The following is a 25673-nucleotide window of genomic DNA, read 5'->3' on the forward strand; positions in this document are numbered from 1 at the left end:
GTGAAGAGGAGGCGAGGGCGCTGGCTTCGGTGACCCCGGGGATGGGGGTGAATAAGAACTATTCTTATTGAGTGTAGCACCGAAGCCTTGCGTTTCCGTGGCTAGACCACGGGCGCGGCGTGGGCGGGGCGCTCCGCGGCGGGGGCCTGTGGTGCCTGCGCCGTGTGCCGCGGCGTGGCGTTCAGCAGCGCCTGGCCGATCTCGTCGGAGCGGATGGCGGTGACCGACAGCAGCGTGTCGCTCAGGCCGTGGCTGGTCTCGCAGGCGCCCTGCAGGAAGATGCCCGGGCGCAGCGCCGGCGTGCCCTGCACGCGGTAGTCGCGGTCGACCGAAAAATCGCCCAGGTAGGGCGCCAGCGGTGCCAGCAGCGTGCGGTGCGCGTCGCGGGCGTAGCCGGTGGCGAGCACCACGGCGTCGTAGGCCTTGTCGTGGCGCGCGCCGGTGTTCAGGTCGTGCAGCGACAGGTGGATGCCGTCTTGCGCGGCGCGCACGGCCGACACCTCGTGCCGCCGCAGGAAGCTGTGGCGCGTCGAGCCGGCCACGCGCTGGCGGTAGAACACGTTGAAGATCTGCTGGATCAGCTCCAGGTCGGGCGCGGCGTAGTTGGTGTGCCAGAACTCCTCGAGCAGCTCGGCGCGCTCGTTCACCGAGCGGTTGAACACGAAGTCGGTGAAGTCGGTGTTGAAGATCTCGTTCACGAACGGGCTGTCATCCGAGGGCTTGATGGAGCGCGCCCGCATGATCAGGTCGACCTGCGGCTTGGCCGGGTGCGACTGCAGGTCCATGAAGATCTCGGCCGCGCTCTGGCCCGCGCCCACGATGGCGATGCGGTCGGCGCCGGGGTGGCGGGCGATGGCCTCCAGGTAGGTGCTCGAATGGAACACGCGGCCGTCGTCGCGCAGCGGCTGGAAGCGCGCCGGGATGTTCGCCACGCCGCCCACGCTCACCACCAGGTTGCGCGCCAGGCGCTCGCGCACCGCGCCGTTGGCATCGCGCGAGCGCACGCGCAGCAGCGAGACCTCGTTGCCCTTCATCTCGGGCACCACCTCGAACACGGCCTCGCCGTAGGCGCAGCGGTCCTCGAACTGCGCCGCGGCCCAGCCCAGGTAGTCGTTGAACTCGTGGCGGCTCGGGAAGAAGGTCTTGAGGTTGATGAAGTCCTGCAGGCGCTGCTTCTCGTGCAGGTAGTTCAGGAAGGTGAAGCGGCTGGACGGATTGCGCAGCGTGGCCAGGTCCTTCAGGAACGAGATCTGCATGTGCGCGTTGTCCAGCAGCATGTTGCGGTGCCAGACGAAGCCCGGCTGCTTCTCGATGAACAGCGCATCGACGAAGTGGCCCTTCTGGCGTTTCTCGTCGAGCGCGATGGCCAGCGCGATGTTGGACGGGCCGAAGCCGACGCCGATCAGGTCATGGATTTGCATGGATGTCCTCCAGGGAAGGCTCGTGTCGACGAGCCGGGGCCGGCGAAGCGGCGGTGGGGTCGGCGCGCGGAATCCACAGCGCCTCGCCGAAGAAACGCTCGCGCCACAGCACGCCCAGCAGGGCGCGCTTGTGCGGAAAGTCGAACTCCTTCACATGGGCGTAGCCGCAGCGGCCCAGGCTCCGGATCATTTTTTCGTTGTCGGCGCGCGGCTCGATCACCAGGCGCTGCGTGCGCGGGTCGTCCAGGAAGAGGTAGTGCGACACCGACGGCATCCAGGCCGTGAGAAAGGGCTTGCCGCGAAAGCGCGCCTCGCCCACCAGCGCATGCCAGCCGCGGTCGTGGTCGGCCGCGTCGTAGAAGGGCGCGATGCGGTCTTCCTTGGCCCAGTAGGCCTCGAAGTAGCCAAAAGGCTCGCCGTCGAAGCGGCCGACGAGGCCGGTCACGCGCGGGTCGGCTGCGATGCCTTCCAGGTACTGGCGGTGGCGCGCGAGGTCGCCTTCCTCTTCCCAGAAATGCGCGACTACGGGGTCGTTCATCCAGCGATGGAAGGCAGGCAGGTCGCGCTCGATGTCGACCGTGTCGAGCGTGAACGTCTGGTTCAGCCACGGGATGTGGCGGCGGTACACCGTGCCCTGCGGCTTGGCGGGGCGCAGCGGATGGCGCTTGCCCTGCGTGACGACGAAGCGCTGCGCGAAGGGCTCGCGCGGCTGCGGCAGCCAGGCGCGCGGCCATTGCCAGAAGGCTTCGCGCGCGACCGTGGGCAGCGCGCCCTCGGCCGGCGTGACGATGCCCGCGTCCACGAGTCGCGTGCCGCTCGGCAATGGCGATTGCAGCGCCAAGTGGCGCGCGGCCGGGTGGCGCTGGAAGGCCGCCTCGATCGCCGCCAGCAGGTGCGCTTCGTCAGGCTCGCCCGCGCACGCGCCCAGCCATTCGAGGCGCGGCTTGCCGGGCTGCTCGCGCAGGGCCCAGGTGCTGCTGTGGCGGTCGCCGTCGTGCGGCGTCACCTTGAGCGCGCTGCCTTCCAGCCGGACGTCCAGCACCCGGCCTTCGGGATGCGCGTGAAAGCGCCATGCAGTGTCGTGGGCGGTCAAGCAAAACCTCCGGGGTGTGGTCGATGTGTGGGATGCAGAAGGAAGACGCAGGCCGCGGCCAGATGTTTAGTCGGCGGTGCTTGCACAGCGCTCCCGTTCGAACTCGGGCGAGAGCGGACACGCGCCGCAGTAGCCCAGCCGTGGCACGAGGTAGTAGAGGCAGCACTGGCGGTGCAGCGTGACGGGCGGCGCGCTGCGGTCGGCCACGCGCACACCGCGGCGCGCGGGCATGCACATCGGGTTGTCGCGCAGCGTGCCGCACGGTTGCGGCCAGGTCGGGCGGTGCAGCAGATGCTCGAGGTCGGTGGCCACGGCGGGCGCCTGGCCGCTCATGCGCAGGCCTTCTTCCAGCACCGGCTCGAGGTAGCGCACGGCGTTGCCCCAGAGGATCTTGGGCGCCAGCCGCGTGAGCTGCGTCAGCCGCGCGAACAGGGGCGCCAGGTGCGTCCACAGCAGCACGTCGTAGCGCGCGGCCGTGTCGGTGCCGGGGCACGGCGTGCCGAGCTCGACGATGTGGAAGCACTCCGGGTCGCCGTCTGCGTCATCGAGCGACACCCAGACCTGCTCGGGCCGGACCGGAAAGCCGTGCTGCAGCAAGCTCGCCGCGGCGGCCACGGGCGGCAGCAGCGCGTGCAGGTAGTTCATGCTCCAGGCGGACGCGACCGCGCGCAGGTCGCGCTCCGGCATGTTCAGCGTGCGCGCCTTCAGACGCAGCAGCGCCAACAGGCGCGGCGGGTCGGCCAGCAGGTCGGCCACGCGCACGGCGTCGGGCGGCGGGTGTGGGGCGCAGGCCAGCGTTTCGCCGTAGGGCGCCCACTCGCCCTGGAAGATCGGCGCGAGCAGCGGGATCACGGGGCGGGGCCGAAGGTGGCGTGAAGAAGAAGGCGCACAGGCATGCAGCAGAAGACGCGCCGGCGGGCCGGAAATTTAGTCCGCGCAGGCCCCGCGCCTAAACAGCGTGCCCCACGGAGCGTCTACTCACTCATCGACAGCAGTGCAGGCGTGCGAATCCCCATGAGCTTCCCGAGACACCGTCCTTCCGATCCGGCCTTCAGCATGGCCTGGCGGCTTTTTCGCGAGCTGCACGACGCACCGTCGCCCGAGCGCGCCGAGCAGCTCGTGGCCTGGCTCGGCCAGGACCCGGGCCACGTGCGCGCGCTCGACGAGGCCCTGACGCTGTGGGCGCTGGCGGGCGCCTCGGTGGTGGAGGCCGCGCGCGAGGCGGGGGCGCAGCCGCTGCTGCAATAGGCGCCGCGCCTTCCTGCTAAACAAGCAGGCGCGCCGAACGTCATTGCAGGGAGCCCGTCTCCCTTTGCAACGAACCGTCCGCCGAATGAACCTCACACCCGCCAGCGCCCCCGCGTCCGAACTCGTCCGGCTGTTGCGGCCCTACTTCCCGTGGATCGCGCTGTCGACCGTGACCGGCATCGGCGCGGGCATCGCGACCGTGGCGCTGCTGGCGACCATCAACCAGGTGCTGCATCGCCCCGGCGGCCTGGCCGGCGGACTGCTGCTGACCTTCATCGGCCTGTGCGTGGTGGCGCTGGTCGGGCGCGCCACCTCCGATATGTCGAACAACGTGGTCGGCCAGCGGCTCGTGGCGCAAGTGCGCAAGAGCCTGGCGCTGAAGATCCTCGCGGCGCCGATCGATGCGCTCGAGCGTTACCGCATGCACCGCCTGATGCCCGTGCTCACGCAGGACGTCGACATGATCAGCGACGTGGCCTTCATGATGGCCTCGACCATGATCGCGCTGGCCGTCTCCTTCGGCTGCCTGGGTTACCTGGCCTGGCTCTCGCCGCCGCTGTTCGGCCTGCTGCTGGCGGCGCTGCTGGTGGGCATCACCGTGCAGAGCCTGGCGCATGCGCGCGGCATCTCGGGCTTCTTCAAGGCGCGCGAGCAGGAAGAGGCGCTGCACAAGGCCTACCGCGGTATCAGCGAAGGCGCGAAGGAGCTGCGCATGCACCGCGCGCGCCGCGCCAAGGTGTACGAGCAGCAGGTGGCGCACACGGTCGAGCGCATCCACGACATCAACCGCCGCGCCATCAACATCTTCGTGCTGGCCTCGTCCTTCGGCTCGGCGCTGTTCTTTCTGCTGATTGCACTCATCCTCGGCTGGGCCGCATTCCGCGACACCGCGCCGGTCGTGCTCAGCGGCTTCGTGCTGGTGCTGCTGTTTTTGAAGGGGCCGCTCGACCAGGTGGTGGCGGCGCTGCCGCACCTGGGGCGCGCGAAGGTGGCCTTCGAGCGCATCGGTGACCTGTCGGCCCGCTTCGCCACGCCCGAACCGCACCTGGACCTGCACGCGCCGCCTGCCACGCCGGTGCTGCACGACGCCATCGAGCTGCGCGGCGCGCGCTATGCGTTCCCAGCGGTGGAGGGCGCGGAGCCCTTCGTGCTCGGCCCGGTGGATTTGCGCATCGGGCGGCGCGAGATCGTCTTCGTCGTCGGCGACAACGGCTCGGGAAAGACCACGCTCATCAAGCTGCTGTTGGGCCTGTACGCGCCGGTGGATGGCGAGCTGCTGCTCGACGGCAAGGCCGTGACGCCGCAGACGCGCGACGACTACCGCCAGCTCTTCACCACCGTGTTCTCGGACTTCTACCTGTTCGAAGACCTCGTGGCCGGCGAAGAGGGCGGCCACCAGGCGCTGCCCGAAACCGCCTTGCCCTACCTGCAGCGGCTGGAGATCGCGCACAAGGTGTCAGTGAAGAACGGCGCCTTCAGCACCACCGACCTGTCGACCGGCCAGCGCAAGCGGCTGGCGCTGGTGCATGCCTACCTCGAAGGCCGGCCGGTGCTGGTGTTCGACGAATGGGCCGCCGACCAGGACCCGGCCTTTCGCCATCTGTTCTACACCGAGCTGCTGCCCGAGCTGCGCGCCAAGGGGCACTCGCTGGTGGTCATCTCGCACGACGACCGCTACTTTCATGTGGCCGACCGCATCGTCCACATGAAGGCCGGGCGCATCGCGCAGGCCACCGAGGCGCCGGCGCCGAGCCTCGCGGCTTGACCCGTTCGCGAAGCGGGTGCTAGTGTGGGGTTCGCTTCGAACGAACCTCCACAACAGAAAGAACAGGCTTCCTCATGCACCTTCGCTCCACCCCGCGTTCATGGACACGCGCCGCCTGCCAGGGCGCCGTGCTGGCCAGTGCCTTGCTCGCCGTCAACGCCATGGCCCAGAAGCCGCACCAGGGCGTGCTCGACGCCGCCACGCAGCAAAAGGACGAAATGCTGCAGCTGCTGGAGCGCATGGTCAACATCGATTCGGGCTCGACCAACACCGAGGGCCTGGCCAAGGTGCGCGAGATGGTGGCGGACGAACTGCGCAAGCTCGACGCGCGCATCGAGAGCTTTCCCGCCGAACCGCACCCGGGCACCAACCTGGTCGCGACGCTCACCGGCCAGGGCAAGAAAAAGATCCTCATCCTGGCCCACATCGACACCGTGTTCAAGGACGGCACGGCCGCGGCCAAGCCCTTCTACATCAAGGACGGCCGCGCCTACGGTCCCGGCGTGATGGACAACAAGGGCGGCGTCGTGGCCGGCCTGCAGGCGCTGAAGATCCTGCAGAAGATCGGCTTCAAGGACTACGGCCAGATCACCTTCCTCATCGACACCAACGAAGAGACGGGCTCGGTCGGCACCAGCGCGCTCATCGAACGCGTGGCCAAGCAGCACGACGTGGCACTGAACCTCGAGCCGGGTCGCCCGGCCGACGGCCTCGTGGTCGAGCGCAAGGGCTCGGCCACGGCGCTCATCGAGGTGAAGGGGCTCGCGTCGCACGCGGGCGTTGCGCCCGAGGCGGGCCGCAACGCCGCGATGGAAGTCGCGCACCAGGTGCTGCAACTGTCGAAGGTGGCCGACGCAGCGAAGAAGACCACGGTCAACTTCACGGTGCTCACGGCCAACGGACCGACCAACGTGATCCCCGCGTCGGCCAGCGCCAAGGGCGACGTGCGCGCCGCCACGCCCGAGGAGCTCGACCGCGTCGAGAAGGACCTCACGCGCATCGCGCAGAACAAGCTCATCCCCGAGACAGAGGTGCGCGTGCGCCTCGTGCGCGGTCTGCCGCCGATGCCGCGTTCGCCCGCGTCGGACAAGCTGGTGCGCATGGCCGAGGGCATCTACGGCGAGATCGGCAAGAAGCTCACCATCGAGAGCAGCGGCGGCGCCGCCGACGCCAGCCTCGTGGCCGGTGTCGGCGTGCCGGTGCTCGATGGCTTCGGCATCGTGGGTGGCGGCATCCACACGCCGGAGGAATACGCTGAGGTCGAGAGCGTGGTGCCGCGGCTTTACTTGCTGTCGCGGATGCTCATGGACTTGAGCGCGAACTGATTTCGGTTCCTGGGGACGCTGGCGTGGAGTGCCAGCGTCAGGTTTTCTCGAGCTCCAACTTCAGATCGCTTGCCTTGAAGGTTTGCGGTGAGTAGCGTTTGCCGGAGAGCCGCGACAGTGCATCGACGAGCACCTGTATTTGCGATTCATCGAAGTCCGCCTTGTCGCGCTGCTGGGGGTCGCGCAATTGAGTCGAGGATGTTTCGATCTTGGTTGCAACCGCGGCGAGCGCATTGACGGTTACCGCATCCAGGGCCTTCTTGTCACTCTTGGTGCCGTCGGGCCATTTCACGCTCTGTGCGAAATCGATCAACTTCTTCGCGTCTCGATAGCGCTGGTTCTTGTTGACGCTGGCTTTCAGCGCATCGATGACCGCGACGCGCTCGGCGGTGGAAGCCTGGGCCTCGGAAGAGAGTTTGGCGGTAAATGCAGCGAAGGTGTTGGCGGGGTCGAGTGTGGCCTCCTCCTTGGCGCGATTGATCTGCACCGTGAGGTAGGTGCGATTCTTCAGCACTGAATTGCATGTCGCGTCTTCGTAGATTCGCCCATTTTTCTGGTTGAACCACCAGCGTGTCCAGGGATGCGTAGAACTGCTCCCAGAGCCACCCGAGTCCGCGAATGGCATGCGCACGAACGCGTAGTTGCCGTATTCCAGCCGACCGGAATGCAGTGAATTGATCTGCTCCGCGCCCGGGAGCAACGAGGCGTGGTACTTGAACTCGATGTCGCTCTTGTTGGCTTTGAGCAAGCCGCCGCCGATCGTGTCGAGCACCTTCAGCACTGGCGATGCCGGCGGATAGGCCACGGCGCCCAGGCTGGCCGCTGCGGTGAGCAGGCCCGAGATTTCCGTGTTCTCCTTGATGTCGAGCTCCATGATGTAGAACTCCAGGAGCAGGGGCTTGCCGTGGTATTCGATGGGCCCGTAGATGGGTAACTGGCTGAAATTCAGGTACTGCCCAGGCGCGACGCCTTCCGAGTAGTAGATGAGGCGGCCACGATCCCTTCCGGCAACACTGAAATCGAAATCGGTCTGGGCGTCTTGCTCTGCGATGCGCGCAACGATGGCGATCTCGCCGCGCTTCTTGAAGCCGAGCAGACTGGCACCGCGCTCGACGAACTCGTTGATGAAGACCTGGCTCAGATGAACCGTGATCACGTCGCCCTTCTGTATGGCGGGGTGCTGGTTCTGTGTGACCGCACTACATCTCTCGCCAGTGGCCCGAATGTCATAGGCCTGAGCATCCGTGTCTGCGGAGAAATCGTTGCCGCACACCGATTGGTATTTTCTGACGAACGGGACGCAGGAATTGGCGGTGCTCCAGTGCGCCTTCGCGTAGTCGTTGACGCCTTGGTCGTCGGCGGCGTTCGCAAAAGTGCAGGCCTGCACCAGCACGACGGCCGCCGTGCGCAGGATGATTGCATTCTTCATGGCTTCCTCCTTGTGGTTCCACGTGGATGTCGAATCCGGTTTCGTGCGTGGAGGAGGGGAAGCGTGCGCCGTATCGCCGCAGGTGTGCGATCGCGTAATTTTTGTCAGCCCCCGCAACAACGCAGAGGGACTGTTCCAGTCGCCGGAAGGGTCAGGAATCCCACAAACGAGGGAGTCGCTCGAGCAACGGGCTCGGTACGGCCGCCGCCGATGCAGACGACGGCCCCGGCAGAGGGCCGATCGAGAGGGCCTCAGCCCCGCTTCGGAATGCCTAGGCCCTTCACCACCGCCGGCCGTGCCACGAAGGCCTCGAGCACGCGCGCGACGTTCTTGAACTCGCTGAAGCCCACGAGGTCGCCGGCCTCGTAGAAGCCGATCAGGTTGCGCACCCAGGGGAAGGTGGCAATGTCGGCGATGGTGTACGTGTCACCCATGATCCAGGCGCGGTCGGCAAGGTGCTTGTCGAGCACGCCGAGCAGGCGCTTCGACTCGGCCACGTAGCGGTCGCGCGGGCGCTTGTCTTCGTAGTCCTTGCCGGCGAACTTGTTGAAGAAGCCGAGCTGGCCGAACATCGGGCCAATGCCGCCCATCTGGAACATCACCCACTGGATGGTCTCGTAGCGGGCCGCCGCATCCTTCGGAATGAACTGGCCGGTCTTCTCGGCAAGGTACAGCAGGATCGCGCCCGATTCGAACAGCGCCAGCGGCTGGCCGCCCGGGCCGTTGGGGTCGAGGATGGCGGGGATCTTGTTGTTCGGGTTGAGCGACAAAAATTCCGGCGACATCTGGTCCTGGGTCTCGAAGCTCACGAGGTGCGGCTCGTAGGGCAGGCCGCTTTCCTCCAGCAGGATCGACACCTTCACGCCGTTGGGCGTGGGCAGCGAGTACAGCTGCAGGCGCTCGGGGTGCTGCGCGGGCCATTTCTTCGTGATGGGGAAATGCGAGAGATCGGTCATGGGGAAAGTCCTTGGAAGAGGGGCGACAACGGCGAGCGCCGGATTCTGCACGGGTCAGGCGGGCGGTGTGCGCGCATGGCCTTGCAGGTGCGGCAGCACCTCGCGGCCGAGCTCGTCGACCACGTCCTGCGCGGGTCGCCGGCTGCTGCGCGCGAGGTTCAGCAGCACGTGGGCGACGCCGGCGTCTTCCATGCGGTCGAGGTAGTCGACGAGCGCATGGCGTCCGGCGCGCAGGCCGAGTTCGATGGGCTCGGCGGGTGCGTCGGCATCGTCCAGCAGGTCGAGCTGCAACGACTGGATGAAGGGCTTGGCCTCGCCGCCCGCGCGCTCGCGCAGCGCGGTCTGCCACAGGCCGATGCGGCCCTGCTGGCGCGCTTCGTCGCGGTGGTAGGTGGCCCAGCCGTCGGCGTGGGCGGCGGTCCATTGCAGCGACTGGCGCGCCGAGCCCACCACCAGCATGCCGATGCGCGCGGCGGGTGGCGCCATGAGGTCGTGGCCGCCGGTGGCTTCGTGCAATGCGGCGCGGTCGCTCGCATCGGGCGAGAGCGCCGAGCGCACGAGGTTCCAGCGTTCGCGGAAGACGTCGCCGCGCAGCGCGATGTCCTGCTGGAAGATGGCGAACTCGGCTTCGCGGTCGCCCGAGCCCAGGCCGAGGATGAAGCGGTCGTTCGACAGGCGGTTGAGCGAGAGCGCGGCCTTGGCCACGTGCAGCGGATGGCGCAGCGGCAGCACGGCGGCGGCGGTGCCGAGCGCGATGCGCTGCGTGGCGGCGGCCAGCGCGGTGAGCCAGATGAAGGGCTCGTCGAGCACCGCGGTCTCTTCGCCCTGCGGCAGCATCACGGGCACGTCGCGCGTCCACAGCGCGGCAAAGCCGAGCGTGTCGGCCAGCCGGGCCAGTTGCAATTCGATCGCGGGGTCGGCCATCGCGCCGTGCGGGCGCGCCAGCGGCGTCATCAGGCCCAGGGTGAGGCGCCCGGCGAGCAGCGTCTGCCGGTAGGCGGTGTTGAACGGCGCCATGGCGGCGTCAGGCGCGCCGCTTGCGGGAGGCCGGCGCGGTGGTTGCGGCGGGGGCGGTGAACAGCCGCTCGATCGATTGCCGCACGTCGGCCTGCATGTCGGCGATGGCCTTGGTGTCGCCCGAGAGGTGCTTGAGCAGCGCCTGCAGGAACAGCCCGTCGAAGAGGGCGTAGCAGGCCGAGGGCGGCAGGCCGGGGGCTTGACCCGAGAGTTCGGCGAAGCGGCTCATGATGCGCCAGATCATGTCTTCGAGGCTCTTGTCGATCTGTACCACGTCGTCGTGGAAGGCCGCTTCGAACAGCGCCTGCGAACGCAGGTCGTACCAGAGCCGGTGCACGTGGCCTTCGCCCAGCAGCGTGTCGCCCAGGCTCTGCAGGAAGCCTTCCATGAGCTCGTCATACGTCGTGGCGGTGTCGACTGCGTGGTCGTAGCGCGTGACGCAGCGCGCCTTGTACTGCTTGACGCTGCAGACGATGAGGTCGACCTTGTCGCTGAAGTAGTAGTGCAGCACGCCATGCGAGAACTCGGAGTTCTGCGCGATCTCGCGCAGGCTGGTGCGCGCGTAGCCGAGCGTGGCCAGCGTGGTGAGGGCGGCTTCGCCGAGCTCGGCGCGGCGCTGCTCGAACTTGTCGGCCGGTGCCTTCTGCACCCGCCCGGCGTGCTTCTTTACCCGTGAATGAGTGGTCATTTCTAGCCAGGCCGCAGAGTGCCGGCCGCTGTGTTTCCTGGTGATCGCAAACCATAGCACGCGGCGTGGGAAATCCCTCGTACGTGCATTCCAGAGGCATTTTACGAAATTTGGGCAGTCGTCAAAAAAATTCTTGACACTCGTCAAGTCGATTCCTAGCATGACCGCTCCATCTCATACACATATCCACAGGAGACAAGTGATGGCCAAGTTCGACTTGACGGGGCGCAAGGCCCTGGTGACAGGGGGTGCGCGCGGCATCGGCGCGGGCATCGCCCAGGCGTTGGCGCAGGCGGGTGCGTCGGTGATGATCGGCGACGTGCTCGCCGACCTGGGCAAGGAGACCGCGCAGCGGCTTTCCGCAGAGGGAGCGAAGGTGGGCTTCGTCCCGCTCGACGTCACGAAGGACGGCGACTGGGCCTCTGCCACCGAAGCCACGGTGAAGGCGCTGGGCGGCTTCGACATCCTGGTCAACAACGCCGGTATCGAGATCACCTCGCTGGTGGTCGACGTCGACGGCGACGACCTGCGCCGCATGCTCGACGTGAACGTGGCCGGCACGCTGCTGGGCATGAAGCACGCCTTTCGCGCCATGCGCCCCGGCGGCAGCGCGGGCGGCGGCGGGGCGGTGGTCAACATCGCCTCGGTCGCGGCCACCATCGCCTTTCCCGCCATCGCCGGCTACTCGGCGACCAAGTCGGCGGTCGACCGCGCCACGCGCGTGGCGGCCATGGAGTCCGGCAAGCTGGGCTACGGCGTGCGCGTCAACTGCATCTACCCCGGCCTCGTGCCCACCGACATGGGCATGAAGCTCGCCAACGACATCGTGGCCGCGGGGCTCGCGCCCAGCGTCGAGGCCGCCGTGGGCGACGTCATCGGCCAGACACCGCTGGGCCGCCTCGGCGAGATCGGCGACATGGCCGACGTGGTGGTCTTCCTCTGCTCCGACGCTGCCCGGTTCATCACCGGCGCGGGCCTCGCGGTGGACGGCGGCATGGGCATGTGAACGATCAACAAGGAGAGAAACAATGAGCAGCAAGAAGAAACCCGTCATCGTCTACGGCGCCTCCGGCTACACCGGGCGCCTGGTCTGCGAGTACCTGCGCGAGTACCACATCCCCTTCATCGCGGCAGGCCGCAGCGCAGAAAAGCTCGAAGCCGCGATGAAGTCGAACGTGCCCGGCATCGAGACCGCCGACTACGAAGTGGTCGAGGTCGCGCACACGGTTGAAGCGCTCACCGAGCTCTTCACCGGCGCCTCGGTCGTGCTCAACACGGTGGGGCCGTTCGCCAAGTTCGGTCCCGAGGTGGTCGATGCCTGCCTGGCCGCCGGCTGCCACTACACCGACACCACCGGCGAGCAAGACTGGCTCATCACGCTCGACCAGAAATACGGCGCCAAGTTCGCGGCGGCCGGCCTGCTGCTCTCGCCCGGCCTGGCGCAGATGTACACCACCGGCGAAATCGCGGCGCAGCTGTGCCTGGAGACACCCGGCCTGGACACGCTCGACATCGCCGTGTTCTGGGGCGGCAGCCCGACCATCGCGTCGACGCAGACCATCCTGGTGAACGCGGCCACGTCCAAGGCCTTCTACCTGGAGCAGAACCAGTACGTCGAGTGGCAGCCCGACGCGGGCCTGTACCACCTGTCGATTCCCGGCCAGCATGAAGCCGCACTGGCCTTGCCCTGGGGCGGCACCTCGCACCCGGTGTGGTTCAAGCGCGATCCGCGCGTGGCCAACGTGAAGGTGCTCGGCGGCGTCTTCAACAAGCCGCTGATGCTGGGCGTGCCGCAGATCGTGGCCGCCGCGCTCAAGGCCACCGAAGGCATGAACGACGAAGACCGCTATGCCGCGCTGGCACAGACGGCCGCGGGCGTGATGAACACCATGCCGCCGCGCGAGAACCCGCGCATCAACAAGTCGGTCGATTCGGTGCATGCCTCCGGTCCGCTGGGGCGCGCGCATTGCGTGATCTTCGGCAACTGCAACTACAAGCAGACCGGCCTGCTGCAGGCCTATGCCGCGGCCTCGCTGCTGCAGCAGGCGCCGCGCCGCGCCGGCTTTGCCTCGGGCTGCCAGGCCTTCGGGCACCGCGAGCTGCTGGGGGCGCTGCGCAGCTTCGGGCTGGTGCAGGAACCCGTGCTCACGCGGATGGGTTGACGCGCATGCGCCTCGTCGACTACCTCGACAAAGGCGCCCAGCAGGGCGCCGATTCGCCGTGCCTCACCATGGGCGACGCCGACCTGAGCTACGGCCAGGTGCAACGCATCAGCTGGCGCGTGGCGCGCGGCCTGCAGCGCGCGGGCATCCAGCCCGGGGACAAGGTGGCGGTGCTCTCGAGCAACGACGCCCTGGCCTTCGCCACGGTGTTCGGCATCTCGCGCGCCGGTGGCGTGTGGTGCCCGATCAACCCGCGCAACGAAGCCAGCGAGAACGCCTTCGTGCTCGATGCCTTCGATTGCGCGTGCCTCGTGTTCCACAGCAACTACGCGCCCATGGTCGAGCAGATGCGCGCGCAGCTGCCGAAGCTGAAGGCGCTGGTGTGCCTCGACCAGCGGCAGGCCTTCGCGCCTTCGATGGACGAATGGCTCGACGGGCTGGACGATGCGCCGATCGACATCGCACCGCCCGACGACGTGGCCATGATCGCCGGCACCGGCGGCACCACCGGCCAGCCCAAGGGCGTGATGCTCTCGGGCGGCAACCTGGAGGCCATGTCGGCGCTGACCCTCATGGGCTATCCCTTCGAGGGCCGGCCCGTGTACCTGGCGCTCGCGCCGCTCACGCATGCGGCCGGCGTGCTGTGCCTGCCCGTGATGGCGCTGGGCGGGCGCGTGGTCATCATGCCCAAGCCCGACCTGAGCGAGTTCCTTTCGCTCATCGAGCGCCGGCGCGTCACCCACACCTTCCTGCCGCCGACGCTGATCTACATGCTGCTGCAGCACCCCGAACTGGCGCAGACGAAGCGCGATTCGCTGCAGTGCTTCTGGTACGGCGCCGCGCCCATGTCGGCCGCGCGGCTCGAAGAGGCGCTCGACAAGATCGGCCCCGTCATGGCCCAGCTCTTCGGCCAGACCGAGGCGCCGATGATGGTCTCGATGATGCCGCCGCGCGACCACTTCAACGCCGACGGCTCGGTGGCGCGCCAGCGCCTGGCCTCGGCGGGGCGGCCCGGGCCGCTGGTGCAGGTCGGCATCATGAACGGCGAGGGCGCCTTGCTGCCCACGGGCGAAAGCGGCGAGATCGTGGTGCGCGGCTCGCTCGTGATGCGCGGCTACTACAAGGACCCGAAGGCCACGCAGGAGGCCTCGCGCCACGGCTGGCACCACACGGGCGACATCGGCTACCTCGACGCCGACGGCTTCCTGTACATCGTCGACCGCGCCAAGGACATGATCATCTCGGGCGGCTTCAACGTCTACTCCGCCGAGGTGGAGCAGGTGCTGATGCAGCACCCCGACGTGCAGGACAGCGCCGTCGTCGGCCTGCCCGACGAGAAGTGGGGCGAGCGCGTGGTGGCGGTGCTGCAGTTGCATGCGGGCCGCAGCGTGGACGCCGAGGCGATCAAGACCTTCGTCAAGTCGCGCATCGGCAGCGTGAAGGCACCCAAGCAGGTCGAGGTGTGGGCCGACCTGCCGCGCTCCAAGGTCGGCAAGGTGCTCAAGAAGGAAGTGCGGGCGTCGCTGCTGCAGAAGCTGTCGTCATCCTGATTCAGTCGCGCTGGTAGTGCCCCTGGTGCGCCTGGCGCAGCTCGAACTTCTGGATCTTGCCCGTCGAGGTCATCGGCAGCGCGAGCAGGAAGACGATGTCCTTGGGCACCTCGAAGCCGCCCAGGTGCTCCTTGCAGTGCGCCGTGAGCGTGGCTTCCGAGAACTCTGCCGGTGCATCGGGCCGGCGCGTGACGAAGGCCGTGATGGCTTCGCCCCAGCGCTCGTGCGGCAAGCCGACCACCGCCGCATTGAGCACGGCCGGGTGGCGCAGCAGCACCTCCTCGACCTTGAGCGAGGGCACGTTCTCGCCGCCCGACTTGACCATGTCCTTGAGCCGGTCGAGAAAGATCAGCTGCCCGTCGTCGTCCAGCTTGCCCAGGTCGCCCGAGTGGTGCCAGCCGAAGCGCTGCGCGTGCGCCGTGGCCTGCGGGTCCTTGTAGTAACCGAGCATCACGTTCGGTCCGCGAAAGACGATCTCGCCGACCTGGTTCGGTGCGAGCAGCTCGCCCTCGTCGCCCATCACCGCGACCTCGTTCACCAGCGTGCCCACGCCCCAGTACGAGCCGAAGCGCTCGCGCTGCTGGTGCGTTTCGAAGATGGTGGCGCCGGGGTACATCTCGGTCTGCCCCGAGGCCAGCGCGAAGTTCGGGCACAGCGCGTCGAGCAGGCGCAGCAGCAGCGTGCGCGACATCGGCGCCATCGCATACACGCACAGCCGCAAGCTCGACAGGTCGCGCGATTCGCGCTGCGGGTGGGCCAGCAGCGCGCCGTACATCATGGGCAGCCCGACCGTCACGGTGATCCTGTGGCGCTCGATGGCCGCGAGCATCGCGCCGGGGTCGAAGCCGCGCAGGATGACGTTCGTGCCGCCCACCGCGAGCGCCGACATCAGCACCGTGTGCTGCCCGCAATGAAAGAGCGGCAGCACGTTGCTCCACACGTCGTGGTGCGCGGGGCCGCCGCCCCATTCGAGCATGTTGCTCTGGAGCACCGAGTGCACCGAGGCGTGCGAATGCATCACGCCCTTCTGCCGGCCGGTGGTGCCGCTGGTGTACATGATGAGCGCGAGCTGGTCGCTGTCGATGGCCACGTCGGGCAGCGTGGCGGGGCCCTGCGCGATGGCCTGCGCCACGGTGGGCACGCCGGGCGGCGGCGTGTCGCCGTCGAGCACGCACAGCAGCGGCGAGACACCCGCCGTGTCCAGCAGCTGGCGCAGCTCGGGGCGCGCGTGCAGCGCGGTGTCGATCACCAGGTGCCGCGCTTCGGCGTGTTCGAGGATGTAGCCGATGGCATCGACCGCCAGTGCCGTGTTGATCGGCACCCACACCAGCCCGGCCTTCTGGATACCGAGCAGCGCGACCACCATCTCGATCGAGTTGTTGCACAGCATGGCCACGCGCTCGCCGCTTGCGAGGCCCAGGCCCAGCAGGTGGTGCGCGAAACGGTTCGATGCGGCGTCGAGCTCGCTGTAGCTCATGCGGTGCTCGCCTTCGATGAGCGCGGTGCGCGCGCCGAAGCGCCGCGCGCTGCGGTGGATCACGTCGCCCAGTGCGATGCGGGCGATGCGTTGGAAGGAGGAGGGCGTGGGCTCGGGGCGGGCGGCGGGCATGGGGGCGTGTCTCCGGTCGTTGGGGGTGTTCGATCGGAGCGCAGACTAAGACCGGCACCGCCTGCCGGTCTTGCGAAGAGTGGCTATGCGGCGCCGGCCGCCCGCCGGGGCCGCGTCAGAAGCGGGCCTTGAGGAAGGCCGAAGGCCCCTGCAGCCGCACCTTGAGGCGCGAATCGGCGAAGCCGCCCTCGCGCGTGAGGTCGATGTTGGTCACGCCATACGACAGCACCAGGCCCACGTTCTTCACCGGGAACCACTCCACGCCGGCTGCGGCGTTGTAGATGTTGCCGTGGAAGCGGCCGCTGCTTTTCCACACGCCCGAGGCATCGGCGAACAGCCGAAGGTCGGGCGTGATCGCGTGGCGCACGCCGACCTCGAGCAGGGGCGCGATGGCGTTGTCGCTCGAGCGCTCGCTGACCGAACGCACCTGCCCGTTCACGCCGACCAGCGCACTGGCGCCGAGCGTCGCGCGGTAATAGGCCGCGCCGGCGCCCAGCCCGAAGACGGTGTTGCCCGAACCGAGCCACCACTTGTAGGCGAGCTTGGCGAAGTCGAGCTGGGCCGAGAGGTTCGCGTTGCCGATGGCGCTCAGCGAGCCGAAGCTGCCGAACGAGGTGTTGCCCGCCACCTGTCCTTCGTAGTCGCGCTTGTAGCGGTAGTAGTCGAAAGACAGGCCCTGGCTGTCGCCGATCAGCACGTCGGCCGAGATGCGCGGCATGGTCACGCGGCCCGGCTTGAGCTCGTTCGAGCGCAGCACGCCGTAGGGGGTTTCGACCGAGGCGCTGAACTTGGGGTCGGCACTGAAGGCCCCCACCGAGAAGCTGAAACGGTCCAGCGCCGGCGAGGGCTCGGCCGCAGCGGAAGGCGCGAAGCAAAGAAGGCAGAGGGCACCGGTTCCGGCCAGGGCGCCCAGGGCGCCGAATCTCGCGGTCCGGTCGAACGGACGCGAACGAAGCAACAGCATGAAAGAAATCCTTCGGGTGAAAGATGCCTCGGGCATGTGCATGGCGCGATGCCTCCGGGCTGAGGCTCCCTGAAACCGCATCACCTTAGTGACGGGGCACCGCGCTGCGCATGCGCCGTTGGCCGATGTGCCTGTAGGAAATTGCCGATCGCACGCCGATGCATGCCGCGGCGCTACAGTCCGCCCATGCGCCAACACCTTTCCACCACCACCGGTCCCCAACGCCTTCTCTATGGGGCTGCAGCGGCCGTCGCGGTGGCGCTGCTGCCGTGGCCGATGGGCTTCACGGCGCGCGCGCTGGCCGGCTGGTGCGCAGGCGTGGCGGTGTACCAGCTGCTCAGCTGGTGGCTGGCCGAGACCTTCGACGCCCAGCGCACGCGCGAGCGCGCGCAGCAGCTGGACCAGCCCAACGTCGTGATCCTGGTGTCGATGCTGGTGGCGGTGGGCGTGAGCGTGGTCGCGATCGCGATGCTGCTGCAGCAGGTGCGCCAGCTCAGCGGCTGGGCGCGCGGCGCGCACGTGGCGCTGGGGCTGGTGGCGCTGGCGGGCTCGTGGCTCATGATGCACACGATCTACGCCTTCCACTACGCGCACCGCTACTACATCGACCGCAAGGACAGCGCCTCCGACGGCGGGCTTGACTTTCCGGGCAAGGAAGCGCCCGACTACTTCGACTTCATGTACTACGCCTACGTGATCGGCATGACCTCGCAGGTGTCGGACGTGCAGGCCACTTCGCACGAGATGCGGCGCATCACGCTGGTCCACAGCGTGCTCGCCTTCGCCTTCAACATGCTCGTGCTGGCCCTGTCCGTGAACGTGGTCGCCGGCGTGGTCTGAAGAAAGCTCAGCCCGCGGCCTTGCGCAGCGACGGCAGCTTGACGATGCCGGTCGACAGCGCCACGCCGCACACGATCACGAAGGCGCAGATCAGCATCCACTGCGTGATCTGCTCGCCCAGGAACACAGCGCCGTAGAACAGCGCGAACACCGGCACGAGGAAGGTCACGGTGAGGGCGCGGGCCGGGCCGGCGCGTTCGATGAGCCGGAAGAACAGGATGTAGGCCACGCCCGTGCAGGCGATGCCCAGCGCCAGCAGCGCCAGCCATGCGCGCAGGCTGGGCATCTGCGCGGGCCAGAGCCAGATCGCGGGCAGCGCGAGGAACAGGCTGGCGCCGATCTGGCTGCCGGTGGCCGTGGTCAGCGCGGGCACGCCGGACAGGTGGCGCCGCGTGGCGCTGGCCGAGATGCCGTAGCACAGGCAGGCCGCCAGGCAGGCCAGCACGGCCCACAGCGCGGCGTGGTTGCTGGCGCCGGCATGCAGGCCGGCGCTGCGGCTGGCGAGCATCGCGACGCCCGCGAAACCGATCACCAGGCCGACGAGGCGCGAGCCGTTCGGCCGCTCGCGGAACCAGGCCCAGGCCACGAGCGCGCCGAACATCGGCGTGGTGGCGTTGAGCACCGCCGCCAAGCCGGTGTTGATGGTCAGCAGCGCGAAGCAGAACAGCGCGAAGGGCATGCCCGAGTTGAAGATGCCGACCGTGAGGCTGGCCTTCCAGTGCTTCGCGATCGACGGCCCCTGGCCGCGCAGCAGCGCGATCGGCAGCAGGAACAGCGCCGCGATGACCACGCGCACGGCGGCCGTCGGCAGCGCGCCGAACTCCGCCGCGCCGATGCGCATGAACAGGAAAGAGGCGCCCCACAGCGCGCCCAGAAGCACGAGATCGATGAGCCACGCCTTGGGCGCGAGCGCGGCGGGGGCGGGCGAAGGCGAGGGGGCGACGGTGCTGTTGTTGTTCGTTGTGGTCATGCGTCTCTTTGGGGAATGGCGCGGCGCCACATCGAGGGGATGTGGCGCTGTGCCATGGGCGGTGTTTTCTTCTGTCTTACTTGCCGGTCTCGAGTTCGAGCAAGGCGGTCTTGCGCTCGAGCCCGCCAGCGTAACCGGTCAGCGAGCCGTCCGCACCGAGCACGCGGTGGCAGGGCACGATCACGCTGATCGGGTTGCGCCCGACCGCCGCGCCGACCGCGCGCACCGCGGCCGGGTTGCCCACGCGCTGGCTCAGCGCGCCGTAGGTCGTGGTCTCGCCGGCCGGGATGGCGAGCAGCGCCTGCCACACGCCCTGCTGGAAGGCCGTGCCGTGGGACAGGTCGAGCTGCATGTCGAAGTGGCTGCGACGGCCCGCGAAATAGTCGTGCAGTTGCGCGGCCGCCTCGACCAGCGCGGGGTGGTCGTCCTGGGTCTGCCAGCCCGTGGTGTCGGGCCAGTGGCGCTGGTGGTCGAACCAGACACCGGCCAGGCCCTGGTCGGTGGCGGCCATCGTGACGCCGCCCAGCGGCGTGTCGGTGTGCGAGGTGTAGATGACGGTGCGCTTGAATTTCATGGTCTTTCAGGCACGGGGCCTGCCGTTGCGAGGTCGGAAGAAGTGACGGTCGGCGCGGCGGCCGATGCCGGTTCGGAGGGCGCGGGCGGCGTGTGCCAGGCCCGCAGCACCGCGTAGCTGCGCCAGGGGCGCCAGGCCTGCGAGGCCTCGCCCGCGGCGCGCGCGGTGGTCACGCCCAGCGCCTTCTGCAGGGCCACGTCGCCGGCGGGAAAGGCGTCGGGCCAGCGCAGCGCGCGCATCGCGATGTACTGCGCGGTCCAGGCGCCGATGCCGGGCAGTTCCTGCAGTGCCGCCAGGGTGGAGGGCACGTCGGCGCCCGCATGCAGCGCCAGCCGGCCCGAGGCCACTTCGCGCGCGATGGCCTGCAGCGCGGCCTGCCGCTGGCGCACGATGCCCAGCTGCCCGAGCGCATCGCCGCTGGCCGCTGCCAGCGCGGCGGGTGTGGGGAAGAGGCGGCTCAGGCCGTCGATGGGCGTGTCGATGGCGTCGCCGAAGGCCTCGACCAGCCGCGAGCCCAGCGTGCGCGCCGCGGCCACGGTGATCTGCTGGCCCAGCACCGCGCGCACCGCGAGCTCGAAGCCGTCGACCGTGCCCGGCACGCGCAGCCCGTCGCCGTGCGGAAAGGCCGCATGCAGCGCGGCGTTGATGGCCATCGGCTCCGCGTCGAGGTCGAACAGCGCGCGGGCGCGGCTGATGACGATGGGCAGCACCGCGGCCAGCGAATCGCTCACGGCCAGCAGTACCTGCTCGCGTTCGAGGTCGAAGCGCAGCTGCAGCCAGCCGGCGTGCGTCTGCCCGCCTTGTTGCACGCGCAGGGTGCGCGCCAGCCGCACGTAGGTCGGCGTGCTGCCCTTGGCGGGCTCCTTGCCGTCGGCGGTGTGCACGGTCTCGACGCCGCGCAGCGCGCGCCGTGCGAAGAAGCCGAGCATGGCGTTCGCGTCGTAGGGCGGGCGAAAGCCCAGCCGCACCTCGATGGCCTTGCCTTCGCCGCCCTCGGTGCCGCCCGCGCGGCGCAGCGCGCTCGGGTTGAGCCCGTAGTGCTCCACGAAGGCCGCGTTGAAGCGCCGCACGCTCGCGAAGCCGCTGGCCAGCGCCACCTGCGTCATCGGCAGGCGCGTGTCGGCGATGAGCTGCTTGGCGGCCAGCAGGCGGCGCGTCTGCAGGTACTGCAGCGGCGACACGCCGAACTGCGCCTCGAAGATGCGCCGCAGGTGGCGGTCGCTCACGCCCAGGCGGGCCGCGATCTGCGCCGCGCCGGGGCCTTCCTCGGACCAGGCATCGGGCTCGTCGATCAAGCGCGCCGCCTGCAATGCGAGGATGCGCGAGGCATCTTCGGTCGACCAGCTGGCCGCGCGTGGTGCCAGCTCGGGCCGGCAGCGCAGGCAGGGCCGAAAGCCTGCGGCCTCGGCCTGGGCCGCGTGGCGGAAGAAGCGGCAGTTCTCGCGCCGCGGCAGCTTCACGCGGCACACCGGCCGGCAGTAGATGCCGGTGGAGGTCACGGCCGTGAAGAACGAGCCGTCGAAGCGCGCGTCGTGCGTCTTCATCGCCAGGTAGCAGGCGTCGCTCTCGAGCACTTCGGAGGGGGCGTGGGCGGTAGACATGGGGAAATGATACGGTTTCGACTCGTTTCAACTGGCCGTTTTCGGACATCGATGTCTACAACGCGTTGCCTACAATGCCCGACTCCGAACCAACAGTGACCCCGCCCTTCATGCAGCTCAGCGCATCGATCTTCAAGGCCTATGACATCCGCGGCGTCGTGCCCCTCAGTCTCGATGTCGAAGTGGCCGAGGCGCTGGGCCGTGCCTTCGGCAGCGCGGCCCGCGCGGCCGGCGAGACCGCGGTGGCCGTGGGCCGCGACGGGCGCCTGTCGGGCCCGGCGCTGGTGGACGCGCTGATCGACGGCCTGGTCGCCACCGGCGTCGAGGTGATCGACGTGGGCGCGGTCACGACCCCGATGCTGTACTTCGCGGCCCACACGCTGTGCACCAGCGGCATCCAGGTCACGGGCAGCCACAACCCGAAGGACTACAACGGCTTCAAGATGGTGCTGGCCGGCCGCGCGATCTACGGCGACGAGATCCAGGGCCTGCGCAAGACCATGGAAGACGGCACTGCAAAGCTCGCACCGGGCGGCAGCGTGCGCAAGGTCGACGTGACCGAGGCCTACGTGCAGCGCATCGTGGGCGACATCAAGCTGGCACGCCCCATGAAGATCGTGGTCGATTCGGGCAACGGCATCGCGGGCGCGACCGCACCGGCCATCTTCCGCGCCATCGGCTGCGACGTGGTCGAGCTGTTCAGCGAGGTCGACGGCAACTTCCCCAACCACCACCCCGATCCGAGCAAGCCCGACAACCTCCGGGACCTGATGGCCGAACTGGCCAAGGGCCAGGCCGAGCTGGGCCTGGCTTTCGACGGCGACGGCGACCGCCTGGGCATCGTCACGAAGGACGGCCAGAACATCTTCCCCGACCGCCAGATGCAGCTCTTTGCGCAGGACGTGCTCTCGCGCGTGCCCGGCGGCACCATCGTCTACGACGTGAAATGCTCGCAGCGCCTGGCGCCGGCCATCGAGGCCGCGGGCGGCACGCCGATGATCTACAAGACCGGCCATTCGCTCATCAAGGCGAAGATGAAGGAAATCGATTCGCCGCTGGGCGGCGAGATGAGCGGCCACATCTTCTTCAAGGAGCGCTGGTACGGCTTCGACGACGGCACCTACGCCGGCTGCCGCCTGCTCGAGATCCTGAGCCAGCACCCGGACGCGAACGCCGTGCTCAATGCGCTGCCCACCAGCTTCTCGACCCCTGAACTGAACGTCGCCTGCGCCGAAGGCGAGCCGCACGCGCTGGTCGCCCAACTCGTGCAGAACGCGCGCTTCGACGCGCCCGCCCAGGTCTCGACCATCGACGGCCTGCGCGTGGACTGGCCCGATGGATTCGGGCTGATCCGCGCTTCCAATACCACCCCCGTGCTGGTGCTGCGCTTCGAAGGCCAGACCGAGGCGGCGCTCCAACGCATCGAGACCGAGATGCTTGCGGTGCTGCGAACGGTCAAGCCCGACGCCACGCTGGCCGCTGCTGCCCACTGAAGAACCTGTGCGTTCCCTGCTGCTTCGCCTCTACGGCGTCTTCACCACCGCCGTCCAACCGCTGGTCCGCCGCAAGCTGCGCCGCCGCGCCGTCGCCGAGCCCGGCTATGCCGTGGCCGTCGAGGAGCGCTTCGGCCACTACGACGACGCCACCACCGGCTTTGCCCAGTGCTGGGTGCATGCCGTCTCGCTGGGCGAGACGCGCGCCGCCGCCATCCTGATCGCCGAGCTGCGGCGCCAGTACCCGGGCATTCCGATCCTGCTCACGCACGGCACCGCCACGGGCCGCGAAGAGGGCGCCAAGCTGCTCGAGCCCGGCGACACGCAGGTCTGGCAACCGTGGGACACGCCGGGCGCCGTCGCCCGCTTTCTCGACCGCTTCCAGCCGCGCATCGGCGTGCTGATGGAAACCGAGGTCTGGCCCGAGATGGCCGCCGCCTGCGCCGAGCGCCGCATTCCGCTGGTGCTGGCCAATGCGCGGCTCAACGAGAAATCGCGCGCCGCGGCCGAACGGCTCAGCGGGCTGGCGCGGCCGGCGTACTCGGCGCTCGCCGCCGTGTGGGCGCAGACCGAGGCCGACGCGCACCGGCTGGTGTCGCTGGGCGCCAAGGTGGCCGGGATCTACGGCAACCTCAAGTTCGACGCCACGCCCGACGCGCGGCAACTGGCCACGGCCGTGTCGCTGCGCGAGCACCTGCCGCGGCCGATGGTCGTGCTGGCCAGCTCGCGCGACGGCGAGGAGCGGCTGCTGCTCGAGGTGCTCAAGCGCTTCGGTGCCACCTCGCCGGTGCCGCCCGAGCAGGGCGCGATCCGCTCGATCGCCAAGCGCGTGCACGACGTGCAATGGATGATCGTGCCGCGCCATCCGCAGCGTTTCGACGAAGTGGCGGCGCTCATCGAGGCCGAAGGCTTCGCGGTGGCGCGCCGCAGCGCGGCCGGCCAGCCGGCCGAGGCCGAGATCTGGCTCGGCGATTCGCTGGGCGAGATGGCGCTGTACTACGGCCTGGCCGACGTGGCCTTGCTCGGTGGCAGCTTCGAGCCGCTGGGCGGACAGAACCTCATCGAGCCGGCGGCCTGCGGCTGCCCGGTGGTGATGGGCCCTTCGACCTTCAATTTCGCCGAGGCGGCGCAGCTGTCGCTCGCGGCGGGCGCGTCGCTGCGCGTCGAGGGCATGGAGCAGGCCGTGACGGCCGCGCTCAAGCTGGTCGAGAACCCGGAGCGCCGCGCCGTGATGGCGCAGGCCGCGCTGGCCTTCTCGTCGTCGAACCGTGGCGCAGCCGAACGCACGGCCGCGGCGGTGCTGGCGATTGCGCAGGCGGCGGAGCCGGTGGGAACGCCGGCAGCCGACGACGACGGCGCCCCGCCGCCCGAGGCGGTGCGGGCCGAACCCACGCTCGATTGAGATTGGTTGGGTGACCCGTTGCCGGGTCAGCGCACCAGCGGGTTCAGGATCACCGGCGGCGGCGGTGCCGACGGCATCGTCGGCGCAGGCGGGTTGAACGGCTGCACCGGCACCGGCGGCACCACCGGAATGGCCGGCGGCGTCACGGGCACCACAGGCGCGCCCGTCGTCGCGGCAGGCACCGCAGGCGTGCTGCCATTGCGCGCCAGCGTCGCGTTGATCGCGTTCATGTCGTCGGTGGTCAGCGTGCCGTTGGCCTGGCGCAGCTTCAGGTTGCCCAGCAGCACGTTGTAGCGCGCCTGCGCGAGGTCGCGCTTGGTCTGGAACAGCTGGCTCTGCGAGTTGAGCACGTCGATGTTGATGCGCACGCCCACCTGGTAGCCCAGCTTGTTGGCGTCGAGCGCGCTCTGGCTGGAGGATTCGGCCGCTTCGAGCGCCTTCACCTGGCCGGCGCCCGACACCAGCCCGAGGTAGGCCGCGCGCGTGGCCTGCGCCACGCTGCGGCGCGTGCCCTCGAGCACGCTGCGCGACTGGTCTTCGAGGGCCAGCGTTTCCTTGATGCGGTTCTCGGTGGCAAAGCCCGCGAACAGCGGCAGGTTGAAGGTGACGCCGACCGTGGCGGCGTTGACGCGTGTGCCCACGGTGCTGGTGCTGGTGCCGGTCGGGTTGCGCGTGACGTTGTAGCCCAGGTTGGCGTCCAGCGTGGGCTTGTGGCCGGCCTGCGCCTTCTGCACCTCGAGCCCGGCCACGTCCAGGCCCAGGCGCGCCTGGCGGATCGCCGGATGCACCTCGTCGGCCTGCGCCACCCAGGCGTTGATGTCGGCGGGCTGCGCGGTCGGCAGCACGACCGGCGCGGCCAGCGGCACGGGCACGCTGCCCGGGCGGCCGACCAGCTGGTCGAGCACCACCTTCTTGACCTGCAGGTCGTTCTCGGCGGCGATTTCCTGGGCGATCACGAGGTCGTAGCGGGCCTGGGCCTCGCGCGAGTCGGTGATGGTGGAGGTGCCGACCTCGAAATTGCGCTTGGCCGAGGCCAGCTGCTCGGCCACGGCCACCTTCTGCGCGCGCACCAGGGCCAGGCCGTCCTGGCTGGCGAGCACGTCGAAGTAGGCCTGGCTCACGCGCACGATGAGGTCCTGCTCGGCGATGGTGAGCACCGCCTGCGCCACCTCGGCCTGGCGCTTGCCCTGCTCGTAGGTGGCCCAGTTGGCGGGGCGGTACAGCGGCTGCGTGGCGTTGATGCCGACGTTCTGCGTGGTGAAGTCGCGCGAGGCGCTGCTGCCGCGGCCGGTGCCGGTCAGGGTGTCGATGTCCAGGTTGCTGCGGTTCACGCCCGCGGTGAGCCCGACGGCCGGCAGGATGCCCGCCTTGGCCTGCGCGGCGCGCGCCAGGTTGGCCTCGTACTGGGCCCGCGCGCCCTGGTAGGTGGCGTCGAAGCCGCGCGCGGAATCGTAGAGTTCGTTCAGTGTCTGGCCCTGGGCCGGCAGTGCGAGCAGGCTCGCAATGGCGCTTGCGAGGGCTGCGGAAAGAGGCAGAAGCCGGGGCCTGGGAGGCATTGAACGTCCT

Annotated in this window: 22 protein-coding genes; 9 read left to right on the forward strand and 13 right to left on the reverse strand. The window is 69.1% G+C overall.

The window, feature by feature from the left end; translation table 11 throughout:
• Positions 1–101: 101 nt before the first annotated feature.
• The 3 genes from AC07OX_RS30210 to fhuF form a co-directional block, all read right to left on the reverse strand.
• Positions 102–1421, reverse strand: a complete 1320-nt coding sequence (locus AC07OX_RS30210) for a lysine N(6)-hydroxylase/L-ornithine N(5)-oxygenase family protein (RefSeq protein ID WP_070062440.1) — start codon at positions 1419–1421, stop codon at positions 102–104.
• Positions 1408–2514, reverse strand: a complete 1107-nt coding sequence (locus AC07OX_RS30215) for a GNAT family N-acetyltransferase (RefSeq protein WP_495263130.1) — start codon at positions 2512–2514, stop codon at positions 1408–1410. Before AC07OX_RS30215 ends, AC07OX_RS30210 begins: the two co-directional genes overlap by 14 nt.
• 66 nt (positions 2515–2580) lie before the next feature.
• Positions 2581–3366: a siderophore-iron reductase FhuF gene (fhuF, locus tag AC07OX_RS30220; protein ID WP_495263131.1), complete on the reverse strand. Its 786-nt coding sequence runs from the start codon at positions 3364–3366 to the stop codon at positions 2581–2583.
• Between the two features lie 162 nt (positions 3367–3528).
• Here fhuF and AC07OX_RS30225 point away from each other — a divergent pair, with 162 nt between their 5' ends.
• From AC07OX_RS30225 to AC07OX_RS30235, 3 genes are all read left to right on the forward strand, one after another.
• Positions 3529–3762 carry a hypothetical protein gene (locus AC07OX_RS30225; RefSeq protein WP_062469860.1) on the forward strand — a complete coding sequence of 78 codons (234 nt, stop codon included), beginning with the start codon at positions 3529–3531 and terminating at the stop codon, positions 3760–3762.
• An 85-nt stretch (positions 3763–3847) separates the two neighbouring features.
• Positions 3848–5527: a cyclic peptide export ABC transporter gene (locus AC07OX_RS30230; RefSeq protein ID WP_495263132.1), complete on the forward strand. Its 1680-nt coding sequence runs from the start codon at positions 3848–3850 to the stop codon at positions 5525–5527.
• 74 nt (positions 5528–5601) lie between these two features.
• Entirely contained in the window at positions 5602–6852 is a 1251-nt protein-coding gene (locus tag AC07OX_RS30235; protein WP_495263133.1) for a glutamate carboxypeptidase, read from the forward strand.
• A gap of 37 nt (positions 6853–6889) precedes the next feature.
• On the opposite strand, the gene AC07OX_RS30240 is transcribed toward AC07OX_RS30235, so the two are convergent.
• From AC07OX_RS30240 to AC07OX_RS30255, 4 genes are all read right to left on the reverse strand, one after another.
• On the reverse strand, positions 6890–8281 hold the full coding sequence (locus tag AC07OX_RS30240) for a hypothetical protein (protein WP_495263134.1): 1392 nt from the start codon (positions 8279–8281) through the stop codon (positions 6890–6892).
• Between the two features lie 251 nt (positions 8282–8532).
• Positions 8533–9237, reverse strand: coding sequence for a glutathione S-transferase N-terminal domain-containing protein (locus tag AC07OX_RS30245; protein WP_495263135.1), 705 nt, complete (start codon positions 9235–9237; stop codon positions 8533–8535).
• A gap of 54 nt (positions 9238–9291) precedes the next feature.
• A complete protein-coding gene (locus AC07OX_RS30250) occupies positions 9292–10254 on the reverse strand; it encodes a TIGR03571 family LLM class oxidoreductase (protein WP_495263136.1) in 963 nt (320 codons plus the stop codon).
• Between the two features lie 7 nt (positions 10255–10261).
• Complete coding sequence (locus tag AC07OX_RS30255; protein ID WP_493193592.1) at positions 10262–10942, reverse strand: TetR/AcrR family transcriptional regulator; 681 nt, start codon at positions 10940–10942, stop codon at positions 10262–10264.
• A 202-nt stretch (positions 10943–11144) separates the two neighbouring features.
• Between AC07OX_RS30255 and AC07OX_RS30260 the strand changes: the two genes are divergently transcribed.
• Genes AC07OX_RS30260 through AC07OX_RS30270 form a run of 3 tightly spaced genes read left to right on the forward strand, consistent with a single transcriptional unit; the run spans position 11145 to position 14654 of the window.
• Positions 11145–11948, forward strand: a complete 804-nt coding sequence (locus AC07OX_RS30260) for an SDR family NAD(P)-dependent oxidoreductase (protein ID WP_369629680.1) — start codon at positions 11145–11147, stop codon at positions 11946–11948.
• Between the two features lie 22 nt (positions 11949–11970).
• The gene (locus AC07OX_RS30265; protein WP_062469831.1) at positions 11971–13104 is read left to right on the forward strand and encodes a DUF5938 domain-containing protein; all 1134 of its coding nucleotides are present in this window, start codon (positions 11971–11973) and stop codon (positions 13102–13104) included.
• Between the two features lie 5 nt (positions 13105–13109).
• Complete coding sequence (locus AC07OX_RS30270; protein ID WP_495263137.1) at positions 13110–14654, forward strand: acyl-CoA synthetase; 1545 nt, start codon at positions 13110–13112, stop codon at positions 14652–14654.
• 1 nt (position 14655) lies between these two features.
• Here the strand turns inward: AC07OX_RS30270 and AC07OX_RS30275 are convergent, their stop codons facing one another.
• Entirely contained in the window at positions 14656–16263 is a 1608-nt protein-coding gene (locus AC07OX_RS30275) for a class I adenylate-forming enzyme family protein (protein ID WP_495263138.1), read from the reverse strand.
• A gap of 115 nt (positions 16264–16378) precedes the next feature.
• Positions 16379–17227, reverse strand: coding sequence for a hypothetical protein (locus AC07OX_RS30280; protein ID WP_159270830.1), 849 nt, complete (start codon positions 17225–17227; stop codon positions 16379–16381).
• 186 nt (positions 17228–17413) lie between these two features.
• Here AC07OX_RS30280 and AC07OX_RS30285 point away from each other — a divergent pair, with 186 nt between their 5' ends.
• Positions 17414–18067: a DUF1345 domain-containing protein gene (locus AC07OX_RS30285; protein ID WP_495263139.1), complete on the forward strand. Its 654-nt coding sequence runs from the start codon at positions 17414–17416 to the stop codon at positions 18065–18067.
• A gap of 7 nt (positions 18068–18074) precedes the next feature.
• Here AC07OX_RS30285 and AC07OX_RS30290 read toward each other — a convergent pair whose 3' ends face one another.
• From AC07OX_RS30290 to AC07OX_RS30300, 3 genes are all read right to left on the reverse strand, one after another.
• On the reverse strand, positions 18075–19037 hold the full coding sequence (locus AC07OX_RS30290) for a DMT family transporter (RefSeq protein ID WP_095950807.1): 963 nt from the start codon (positions 19035–19037) through the stop codon (positions 18075–18077).
• 76 nt (positions 19038–19113) lie between these two features.
• On the reverse strand, positions 19114–19611 hold the full coding sequence (locus AC07OX_RS30295) for a methylated-DNA--[protein]-cysteine S-methyltransferase (protein WP_495263140.1): 498 nt from the start codon (positions 19609–19611) through the stop codon (positions 19114–19116).
• Positions 19608–21212: a DNA-3-methyladenine glycosylase 2 family protein gene (locus AC07OX_RS30300; RefSeq protein ID WP_495263141.1), complete on the reverse strand. Its 1605-nt coding sequence runs from the start codon at positions 21210–21212 to the stop codon at positions 19608–19610. The genes AC07OX_RS30295 and AC07OX_RS30300 overlap by 4 nt, the downstream gene beginning before the upstream one ends.
• Positions 21213–21322: 110 nt before the next feature.
• Between AC07OX_RS30300 and AC07OX_RS30305 the strand changes: the two genes are divergently transcribed.
• Positions 21323–22705, forward strand: a complete 1383-nt coding sequence (locus tag AC07OX_RS30305; RefSeq protein ID WP_495263164.1) for a phosphomannomutase/phosphoglucomutase — start codon at positions 21323–21325, stop codon at positions 22703–22705.
• 7 nt (positions 22706–22712) lie between these two features.
• On the forward strand, positions 22713–24107 hold the full coding sequence (locus AC07OX_RS30310; RefSeq protein WP_095746278.1) for a 3-deoxy-D-manno-octulosonic acid transferase: 1395 nt from the start codon (positions 22713–22715) through the stop codon (positions 24105–24107).
• Positions 24108–24133: 26 nt separating this feature from the next.
• Here AC07OX_RS30310 and AC07OX_RS30315 read toward each other — a convergent pair whose 3' ends face one another.
• A complete protein-coding gene (locus tag AC07OX_RS30315; protein ID WP_495263142.1) occupies positions 24134–25663 on the reverse strand; it encodes a TolC family outer membrane protein in 1530 nt (509 codons plus the stop codon).
• Positions 25664–25673 lie beyond the last annotated feature (10 nt).

The sequence above is a fragment of the Variovorax sp. GW821-FHT09D07 genome, assembly GCF_059416345.1.

Bases quoted from the DNA above. Each gene is read 5' to 3' on its own strand.
- AC07OX_RS30225 (WP_062469860.1), top strand. From the start codon at position 3,529: ATGAGCTTCCCGAGACACCGTCCTTCCGATCCGGCCTTCAGCATGGCC.
- AC07OX_RS30295 (WP_495263140.1), bottom strand. From the start codon at position 19,611: ATGAAATTCAAGCGCACCGTCATCTACACCTCGCACACCGACACGCCG.
- AC07OX_RS30270 (WP_495263137.1), top strand. From the start codon at position 13,110: ATGCGCCTCGTCGACTACCTCGACAAAGGCGCCCAGCAGGGCGCCGAT.
- AC07OX_RS30250 (WP_495263136.1), bottom strand. From the start codon at position 10,254: ATGGCGCCGTTCAACACCGCCTACCGGCAGACGCTGCTCGCCGGGCGC.
- AC07OX_RS30290 (WP_095950807.1), bottom strand. From the start codon at position 19,037: ATGACCACAACGAACAACAACAGCACCGTCGCCCCCTCGCCTTCGCCC.
- AC07OX_RS30240 (WP_495263134.1), bottom strand. From the start codon at position 8,281: ATGAAGAATGCAATCATCCTGCGCACGGCGGCCGTCGTGCTGGTGCAG.
- AC07OX_RS30275 (WP_495263138.1), bottom strand. From the start codon at position 16,263: ATGCCCGCCGCCCGCCCCGAGCCCACGCCCTCCTCCTTCCAACGCATC.
- AC07OX_RS30265 (WP_062469831.1), top strand. From the start codon at position 11,971: ATGAGCAGCAAGAAGAAACCCGTCATCGTCTACGGCGCCTCCGGCTAC.
- AC07OX_RS30255 (WP_493193592.1), bottom strand. From the start codon at position 10,942: ATGACCACTCATTCACGGGTAAAGAAGCACGCCGGGCGGGTGCAGAAG.
- AC07OX_RS30315 (WP_495263142.1), bottom strand. From the start codon at position 25,663: ATGCCTCCCAGGCCCCGGCTTCTGCCTCTTTCCGCAGCCCTCGCAAGC.
- AC07OX_RS30305 (WP_495263164.1), top strand. From the start codon at position 21,323: ATGCAGCTCAGCGCATCGATCTTCAAGGCCTATGACATCCGCGGCGTC.
- AC07OX_RS30235 (WP_495263133.1), top strand. From the start codon at position 5,602: ATGCACCTTCGCTCCACCCCGCGTTCATGGACACGCGCCGCCTGCCAG.
- AC07OX_RS30300 (WP_495263141.1), bottom strand. From the start codon at position 21,212: ATGTCTACCGCCCACGCCCCCTCCGAAGTGCTCGAGAGCGACGCCTGC.
- AC07OX_RS30280 (WP_159270830.1), bottom strand. From the start codon at position 17,227: ATGCTGTTGCTTCGTTCGCGTCCGTTCGACCGGACCGCGAGATTCGGC.
- AC07OX_RS30210 (WP_070062440.1), bottom strand. From the start codon at position 1,421: ATGCAAATCCATGACCTGATCGGCGTCGGCTTCGGCCCGTCCAACATC.
- AC07OX_RS30285 (WP_495263139.1), top strand. From the start codon at position 17,414: ATGCGCCAACACCTTTCCACCACCACCGGTCCCCAACGCCTTCTCTAT.
- AC07OX_RS30245 (WP_495263135.1), bottom strand. From the start codon at position 9,237: ATGACCGATCTCTCGCATTTCCCCATCACGAAGAAATGGCCCGCGCAG.
- AC07OX_RS30260 (WP_369629680.1), top strand. From the start codon at position 11,145: ATGGCCAAGTTCGACTTGACGGGGCGCAAGGCCCTGGTGACAGGGGGT.
- AC07OX_RS30230 (WP_495263132.1), top strand. From the start codon at position 3,848: ATGAACCTCACACCCGCCAGCGCCCCCGCGTCCGAACTCGTCCGGCTG.